General features: G+C 43.9%; 2 protein-coding genes. Both read right to left on the minus strand.

The features are described 5' to 3' along the window. Positions 1 to 11: 11 nt before the first annotated feature. A complete protein-coding gene (locus AC5JM2_RS07460) occupies positions 12 to 1712 on the minus strand; it encodes a carbamoyltransferase family protein (protein ID WP_495834263.1) in 1701 nt (566 codons plus the stop codon). 137 nt (positions 1713 to 1849) lie between these two features. Further along, on the minus strand, positions 1850 to 7254 hold a 5405-nt coding region (locus tag AC5JM2_RS07465; RefSeq protein ID WP_495834264.1), incomplete at its 5' end, for an amino acid adenylation domain-containing protein.

Genomic DNA, 7254 nt, shown 5'->3' on the forward strand with positions numbered 1-7254 from the left:
TAGTATGTGTTTCAATTTTTACGTTCTATAACGAAATCTTGCATTATCAAGGCATCAATTGCCGTGCGTTTAAAGGTTGAAATGGCATCCTTAGGCGAGCAGACTATAGGCTCACTATCATTGAACGATGTATTAAGGATTACAGGAATCCCTGTACGCTGTTCAAATCTTTCAATTAATCGGTAGTAACTGGGGTTAAGTTGTCTTTCTACTAGTTGCACTCTTGCAGTTCCATCTATGTGAACGACAGCAGGAATTTTTTCTCTTTTTTCAGGTCGTACCGGACAAGTAAATAGCATATACTTTAGACTTTCACTCTTGCGACCAATTTCAAACCATTTTTCGGCTTTTTCAGCTAAAACGCTAGGGCCAAAAGGTCGGAAATCTTCTCGGTGCTTTACCTTTTGGTTGAGCAATTCCCGAGTAGTAGCGTAGCGCGGATCGGCTAACAAAGAACGATTACCGAGAGCGCGAGGACCAAATTCCATACGACCTTGGAACCAGCCAACTACCTTACCATCTGCTACCATATCAGCCGCTTCGATCGCACTATCTATTGAGCGTCTGGTAGTTAAACCAGATTCCTCAATTGCTAACAGGATTTCCTCAGTTGTAAATTCCGGTCCTGTATGCGGGGTGAGTTGCGGAGTATGAACTTTTTGTTGATTGCATTGCGTATGATAAGCGTACAGAGCCGCACCGACTGCGGTTCCAGCATCGTGCGGAGCTGTCGGAATAAAGATATTTTTGAACGGTCCTTTTTCTTTAATTAACCAGTTAGTAACGCAGTTGAGCGCTACTCCTCCCGAATAGCAAAGGTTATCCGATGGACAGAGGCGGTAAAGGACTTCGACTAAATGCAGCACAGCTTGATCAGTAAATGCTTGTAAAGAAGCTGCAATCTCTTTGTGATGTTGTTCTATCGGTTCATTTTTCTTTCTACTTTTACCTAGTAGCGCTTCTAATAGTTCAAATTCGCCAACGCGAAAGCGAAGAACCTCTTTTTCTAGGGTAAAGTCTTTATCTGTTATCCGTGCAAACTGAGAAAATGCTTCTCGCATGGTTTCGCTTTGCCCATAAGCTGCTAGTCCCATGACTTTGCAAGCATCGTATTCCGAAAAACCGAGGAATTGAGCCAGTTTTTCCCACAAAAAACCTAAAGAATGAGGATATTGGATTTCATGTAATACACCGAGCCTGTTCTCATTACCATAAGCCATGATTGAAGAGGCATTTTCGCCAATACCATCTATGACTAAAATTGCTGCTTCTTCTAATCCTGAAGGGGAAAACGCAGAGGCTGCATGGGCTAAATGATGGGGAACCCAGATGAGTTTTTCTGCTGCTTTTTCGCCTAAAGCTTGAATTAAAGAAAGTTTGACTTGTTCCAACCCTAAAAGGAATGTTTTTTCTCCTTCTATACTCCCCCAATCTCTTGGAAGACTGATGGGGTCAAATTCAAAACTTTTCTTGCGGAGCTTAGGGTCAAAAGAAAATGCAATTAAATCGATATCTTTAATATCTAAATTGGCATTTCTTAGACAAAAATTAATAGAATGGATAGGGAGAATGTGAGGATTATCGATACGTGCAGCTTTGCCGTGTTTATTGCGATTAAATCTTTCCTCTTCAACTGCTGACACGATTCGACCATCAATAATACAAGATGCTGCTGATTCATGATAAACCGAGTTGATACCTAAAACAATCATATATAGTTCCTTAAGTAAATAGTTGTAAGGAATTTACAGCAGTTTTCACCTAAATGAACCACACTTTTTGTAAGGGCGCAATGTCTTGTGCCCGTATGACTGTGGTCTATTTACCTAAAAATGGCTGTAATTTGTAATCACTTCAGTGGTACCTCGTTCCTTGTGACCGCTTGTACCTTTTGGATGCAAACTTTCAACTGTTTGGCTAAAACCTGGACGTGGGGTTGAGTCATCATCGTAATATGGTTGCCTGGGACAAAATAGATATCTACAGGTTCACAAGAAAACTTGCCCCAGCCCCAGACTGTATCTTGTAAAATCTCAGAAGGTAACTCACTAGTAGAATCATCAACAGAAGCTTCGCTGGAGCGCAACAGAGCAATTCGGGTTGGATAGACCTGTTGTGGTGGTACATAATCAACTAGATGGTTAGCTTTGAAAACTTGCACCAAATTATCAAGTTGTGTAGTTTCAGCGTCAGGAGGCATGATATTAACCATTTGGAAATGCTGTAGAACGCATTTCAGTTGCTCCTTTGGTTCCAAAGCTTGGAGAGTTTCGTAAGAAATATCCAAGTTCTTTGCAAATGCAATTTCTAGTGCTTTGGCAAACTCAGTCAGCCATTTAGTATCATCCCAATCAACACCTATTTTCTTTTTCTGATAAATAGGTGCTTTAGTATCAAAAATGGCAACTAAAGCAACCACATGCCCCTGATGAAGCAACTGTTGCGCCATTTCAAAAGCTACTTTACCGCCAAAAGAATGTCCTCCTAAAAAATATGGGCCTTGGGGCTGAACAGTTTGTATTGCTTGAATATAATGGTCAGCTATATCCTCAACTCGGGTGATTGCCTGCAATCCTCCATCCAAATTATTTGCTTGGAAACTGTAGAACGGTTGGTCTGGGCCTAAATAACGGGCTAAGTTATACAAGTAGAAAGGATAGCCACCAGCTCCTGGAAGACAGAAGAAAGGCAACTTGGAACCGTTTGGCTGAATTGCTACCAAGGGAGAATAACAAGAAGAAACCGAATCTTGTTGCAGGATAGTCGCTAACTGTTCAATAGTTGGATTTTGGAAGAAGGTTACTAAAGGAACATCTTTAAGTAGCTGTTGCTTAATTCGAGCCATTAAGTAAGTAGCTAAAAGGGAATGACCACCGAGGTCAAAAAAGTTATCTTGTACTCCCACCTTGTCAACCTTGAGAACTTTTGACCAGATTTGGGCAAGTTGCAGTTCTACAGTGTTTCGGGGTGAGACAAATGTGTTTGAAGCACTGCGGTGAGAAGGTACGGGTAGGGAGAGGCGGTCTACTTTGCCGTTGGGAGTCAGGGGTAAGGACTCCAATATGACGAACGCACTCGGTACCATGTACTCTGGTAGCTTATCCTTTAGGAATTGTCGCAGTTCACTGATTGTCGGTGTCACCTCTGTTTGCAGCACGACGTAAGCGACTAAGCGTTTATTACCAGGAGTATCTTCGCAAGCGATGACGACAGATGCCTGCACGTGGGTATGTTGGCTCAGGGCTGTTTCGATTTCTCCCAACTCAATGCGGAAGCCCCGGATTTTTACTTGATTGTCGATGCGTCCTATGTATTCGATGTTGCCATCAGACAAATAGCGTGCCAAATCTCCAGTTTTGTAGAGACGGGAATGAGGGTCAGTGCTAAAGGGATTGGGGATGAATTTCCCTTGTGTCAACTCTGGACGGTTAAGGTAGCCTCGTGCTAATCCTGCTCCCCCAATGTGCAATTCTCCTGGTACGCCAATCGGTACTGGTTGAAGGTAAGTGTCTAAAATGTAGATTTGCGTGTTCGCTATCGGTCGCCCAATGGTCGGTGAGGAGCTTGTCCCTTTTTCTATCAAGCTAAATGTAGAGTAAGTGGTGTCTTCTGAGGGACCATAGAGATTGAATACACGCTCGATTTTTCTGTGCTGATAGATTTGCTGCACAAGTTGATTTTGCAAAGGTTCACCCGCTAAATTAACCGTGCATACCTGCTGTGGTAAATTATTTTCTCGAATTAACTCAGCCATCGCACAAGGAACTGTATTAATCAGAGTGACTTGGTTGGCTGTAGTAATAGTAGATAAATGTAAAGCATTTTCAGCTAAAATGACTTTTCCTCCCAGGCTCAGAGGCACAAACAATTCAAAAACCGAGAGGTCAAAACAGATAGAGGTAGAAGCTAAGACACCAGCAAGCTGCTCTGGTGTAAAAACCGCTTGCGCCCAACTCACTAAAGCGACTGGACTGTGATGCTCTATGGCTACTGCCTTTGGTTTACCTGTAGAGCCAGAGGTATAGAGCACGTAGGCTAGGTTTGATGGTTTTACCTGGCTGGCGTTGGGAATTTCGTTGGCTTGGGCAAACTTCTGAGAGTCAGTATCTAAATAGACAAGGTGGACTTTGTGTTTAGGTAGTTTCTCAAGTAGTTGCTGTTGGGTCAGTAGCAGCGAAAGTTGAGCATCTTCTAACATAAAGCTCAAGCGTTCTTGGGGATACTGTGGGTCGAGAGGTACATAAGCCCCACCCGCCTTAAGAATGCCAAGTAGCCCTACCACCATTTCTATTGAGCGTTCCACACACAACCCGACCAGCACCGAAGCTCCCACACCCAAAGATTGCAAGTAGTGCGCCAACTGATTCGCGCGACAATTCAACTGGCGGTAAGTCAGTTGTTGATTTTCAAACACTACCGCTACTGCATCGGGTGTGCGCTCAACCTGTGACTCAAACAACTGATGAATACATTTATCAACAGGGTAATCCGCCTGAGTATCGTTCCACTCAACTAATAACTGCTGTTGCTCAGGTTCTGTTAGCAGAGGCAATTGTGAAATCCGCTGCTGTGGGTTAGCAACAATTCCTTCAAGCAATGTTTGGAAATGCCCCGTCATCAGCTCAATGGTGCGCTCATCAAACAAATCAGTATTGTACTCCCACACACCCATCAGTCCGGTCGATGTGTTTTCCATTGCCAAGGTAAGATCAAACTTTGCCGTTGTCCTTTCTCCTACCAATGGACTGACACTTAACCCAGCAAACTCTACTTCAGACATGGGAGTATTGTGCAAGACAAACATCACTTGAAACAGGGGTGTATGACTTAAGTTTCGTTCTGGTTGCAATGCTTCCACCAGCATTTCAAACGGCAAGTCCTGATGAGCATAAGCTAAAAGAGCCATTTCCCGAACTCGCACCAGTAATTCTGAGAAACTGGGATTGCCTGAGACATCAGTACGCAAAACTAAAGTGTTGACAAAAAAGCCAATTAACCCTTCTATTTCACTGCGATTACGGTTCGCAATTGGTGTCCCCACCAAAATGTCTTCTGTACCTGTGTAGCGGTAAAGTAATGTATCAAACGCTGCCAACAGCGTCATGAATAACGTGACTCCTTGTTGCTGACTCAATTGTATTAGCCCATTAGTTAGCTCAACTGAGAGTGCAAACTTTTGATATGACCCATTGAAGGTTTGCACCGCTCTTCGGGGTCGGTCTGTGGGTAGGGACAACAAAGCGGGTGCGTTTGCCAGTTGTTGTTGCCAGTAACTCAATTGGGTTTGCAGTACCTCGCCTTGCAACCAGTATCTTTGCCAGATGGCGAAATCTGCATACTGAATTGGCAGTGGCGCTAAGGGTGTTAGCGTAGCGTGCCGCAGGCTTGGCTGACCTTGAGAATAAGCATTGTATAGCGCTGCCAGTTCCTGGACAAATACACCTATTGACCAAGCATCACTGGCAATGTGATGCATACAGACAAACAATCTGTGTTCTGTCTCGGACAAAACTACTAATTTTGCTCTGACTAATGCTTCATTCGCTAGGTCAAAGGGTTGAATAGCTTGTTGTTGCGCTAATTGCTGTGTTGCAATTTCTTGCTCGGTTGTTGGCAGATGCTTCAAGTCAATTACTGATAATGTCCAAGTAGTTGCCGTTTGAATGATTTGAGTTGGTTGTCCTTCAACTATGATGAAGTTGGTGCGTAAGGCTTCGTGGCGAGCAATAATTTCTTGTAAGCTTTGTTCTAAGGCTGGGACTTGGAGAGTTCCTTGCAGTCGCAAAGCTATAGGAATATTGTAGAAGGCACTGTTTGGCTCTAACTGGTCTAAAAACCACAGCCGAGTTTGGGCAAATGACAGTGCTAGTTGTGCATTCTTTGCCCTTGGTAAAATAGGTGGTGCAGAAAGTTCTAAGTTTTGTTGCTGTAACTGCCCAATTAGATGCGCTAATTCGGCTACTGTCACGGCTGCAAAAACGCTACGCAAAGGGATTTCTACTTTTAAACTGTTGCGGATGCGGGAGAGCAACTGGGTTGCTAGTAGCGAGTGTCCCCCAAGTTCAAAGAAGTTATCATGTATGCCTACTTGCTCTAGTTTTAGGACATCAGCCCAAATTAGTGCTAGTATTTCTTCGATTGGGCTACGTGGAGCGACATATTTGTCTGATAGCTCCTTCGCCAAATCGGGCGAAGGTAAGGCACGACGGTCTATCTTGCCGTTGGGTGTTAGTGGCAAACTATCTAAGAATACAAAACTTGAAGGTACCATGTACTGTGGCAGCTTAGTGGAGAGGAAGCGTCGGATCTCACTAATGGTGGGTGCTGACTTCTGATTCAAGATCGTGTAAGCCACTAAGCGTTGATCGCCAAGAACATCTTCACGGGCAATTACTACAGTTTGATGTACAGATGGGTGCTGTGCTAATACTGTCTCAATTTCCCCAAGCTCAATGCGTATCCCACGGATCTTAACTTGATGATCTTGGCGACCGAGAATTTCTAGAGAGCCGTCTAAACGATAGCGTCCGCGATCGCCTGTATAGTACAGCAAATCTCCTTCGTCATTTTGAAAGGGGTTTTTAACAAATCGAGAATGCTTTTCTTCTGGGGCGTTAATGTAGCCCAAACTGCAAAATGGTGTCCGCAAAACAATCTCACCCAGTTCACCAATGCCGCACAGTTGGTGATTTTGGTTGAAAACTAGTGCTTGAGTTTCAGGAAGTGGCCATCCCACTGGCTGCACCCCTGGTATGAGTTCGCTAGGTACTTGGTAATAACACTTTGCTAAAGTTGTCTCTGTTGGTCCATAGAGATTGACAATTTCACCTGCTTGTGGAAAAGCATCCCGCCATTGCAGTACAAGTGTGTCTTTAAGAGGTTCTCCGGCTAAGAATAACCAGCGTAAGTTTTCTAAAGAAACTTCTTTTGGTACATTAGCTAACCATGATTGTGCCAAGGAAGGTACTGTGTGGAGAACAGAAATCTGCTCGCGTTGCAAGTAACGCAGAATTTTTGTCGGTTCTAAGTTCTCTCCTTCTGCTGGCAAACACAAGGTTGCACCACTGGTCAAAGGTAAGAAGATATCTCTGAGGACGACATCAAAGGAAAGTCCTGTCAGTTGGGCAATGCGGTCTTGTTGCCCAATTCCAAAAGTCTGTCTTTGCCAGTTGAGAAAATGCGCCAACCCTTTGTGACATCCCAACACTCCTTTAGGAACGCCAGTAGTACCAGAAGTAAAGAAAATATAGGCTG

It is taken from the genome of Brasilonema angustatum, assembly GCF_059505445.1.

Coding starts and splice junctions, on each gene's coding strand:
- AC5JM2_RS07460 (WP_495834263.1), bottom strand. CDS start 1,712: ATGATTGTTTTAGGTATCAACTCGGTTTATCATGAATCAGCAGCATCT.